Origin of the sequence: Arenimonas sp. (assembly GCF_019459675.1) — a bacterium.
Lineage (GTDB): Bacteria > Pseudomonadota > Gammaproteobacteria > Xanthomonadales > Xanthomonadaceae > Arenimonas.
On the sequence record NZ_JAIBFH010000161.1, the window covers coordinates 1 to 2022 of the forward strand.

At 72.8% G+C, this 2022-nt stretch carries 1 protein-coding gene and 1 pseudogene; both read left to right on the forward strand.

The window, feature by feature from the left end; all coding sequences use genetic code 11:
* Positions 1-261 (forward strand): annotated as a pseudogene (locus K0M70_RS05750) (cytochrome c5 family protein); the annotation flags it as partial.
* An 80-nt stretch (positions 262-341) separates the two neighbouring features.
* Positions 342-2022, forward strand: a 1681-nt coding sequence (locus tag K0M70_RS05755; protein WP_290780474.1) for an ExeM/NucH family extracellular endonuclease, incomplete at its 3' end; no start/stop codon positions are given.

Genomic DNA, 2022 nt, shown 5'->3' on the forward strand with positions numbered 1-2022 from the left:
TACGTCGGCACGCTGGACGGCGCGGTGATCTACGCTGCGCTCTGGGGTGCCGCCCACACCGCCGGCGCCGGCGGCGCCCCCAAGATGGAGCGCGCCGCCTGGACCGCCCGCATCGCCCAGGGCGCGGACCTGATGCACAAGCACGCCATCGAGGGCTACCAGGGCGCGGCGGGCATCATGCCGGCCAAGGGCGGCAATCCTGCGCTCACCGACGAGCAGGTCATCGCCACGGTTGACTGGATGGTCGACAACCTCAAGTAAGCCGGGCCCGCGCCCGACCGCGACGCCGCCTCCGGGCGGCGTTGTTGTTTCTGAACCCCCTCGTCCTGACCGGAGTGCCCATGCGCCGCTGCCTGCTGATTGCCTCATCCCTGTGGCTTGCCGGCTGCGATGCGCCGCGCCCCGACGCGCCCTTGGCCACGCCGGACGCCGGCCTGCTGACCATCGCCCAGGTCCAGGGCTCGGGCGCCCGCAGCCCGCTGGAAGGCCGGCAGGTGACGGTGGAAGGCGTGGTGGTGGCGAACTTCGCCCAGGGCCTGGGCGGCGTGTTCGTGCAGTCGCAGGCCGATGACGGCGACCCGGCCACCGGCGAGGGCTTGTTCCTGCCGCGCCGCCCCGATGCCGAGCCCCGGCTGCGGCTGGGCGACCTGGTGCGCGCCACCGGCGAAGTGGTCGAGCGCGGTGAGGGCGACCAGACGCTGACTTCGCTGCAGGCGCAGATGGTCGAAGTACTTGGCCGCGGCGACGTGACGCCGCGCGTGCTGTCCGAAGTGCCGGCCGCAGGCTGGGAAAGCGTCGAGGGCGAGCTGCTGTCGATCACCGCGCCGCTCACGGTGACCGGCAACGACGGGCTGGCGCGCTTCGGTGAACTTTTCACCAGCTTCGGCGGCCGGCTGTATGCGCCCACCGAAGTGGCGCCGCCGGGCGCCGAGGCGCAGGCCGTGGCCCGGGAGAACGAGCGCCTGTCGCTGCGCCTGGACGATGCCCGCAGCGGCCAGGACCCCAAGGCGCTGTGGTTCCTGCCCGGCGCCTGGAACGACACGGCCCCGCTGCGCGCGGGCAGCGTCATCACCGGCGTGCAGGGCGTGCTGGACCAGCGCTTCGGCAGCCATCGCCTGCAGCTGACCGAGAAATTCGCCGCGATCGAGCAGGCGCCCCGCCCCGAAGCACCCACCGTGCCGGGCGACCGCCGCATCGCCGGCTTCAACGTGCTCAACCTGTTCAACGGCGACGGCCAGGGCGGTGGCTTCCCCACCGACCGCGGTGCCGCGACGCCCGCCGACCATGCGCGCCAGGTGGCCAAGCTGGTCACCGCGATGCAGGCCCTGGACCCGGACCTTGCGGCGCTGATGGAGCTCGAGAACGACGGCTTCGGCCCGGAGTCGTCGCTGGCGCAGTTCGTGGCCGCGCTCAACGCCGCCGGCCCGCACGCCGACTGGCGCTTCGTGGATGCCGGCGAAGGCCCGGGCACGAATGCCATCCGCGTCGGCATCATCTATCGCAGCAGCCGTTTCAAGACCGTGGGCAAGCCGGCGTCCATTGCCGAAGGTCCGTTCGAGCGCGCCAGCCGCGCGCCGCTGGCCCAGGCGTTCCGCGCCGGCAGCGGACCGGTGTTCGTGGTGGTGGCCAACCACTTCAAGTCCAAGGGCGGCTGCGACAAGGCCACCGGCGGCGACGCCGACAGCGGCGACGGCCAGGCCTGCTACAACGCCACCCGCGTGGCGTCGGCGCGGCAGTTGAACGAATGGCTGGCAACCGACCCCACGGGCACCTCGCCTGAAGGCACGCTGGTGCTGGGCGACCTCAACGCCCACGCCCAGGAAGATCCGCTGCGGCTGCTGTACTCGCGCGGCTGGCGGGACGCGTTCGCGCTGGCCAAGGCCGACCGGCCGTATTCCTTCGTCTGGGCCGGGCGCTCGGCGCGCCTGGACCACGCGCTGCTGGACCTGGGCCTGGCCGGCCGCCTGCGCGGCGCCACCGAATGGCACGCCAACGCCGACGAATCCACCCATTTCGACTACC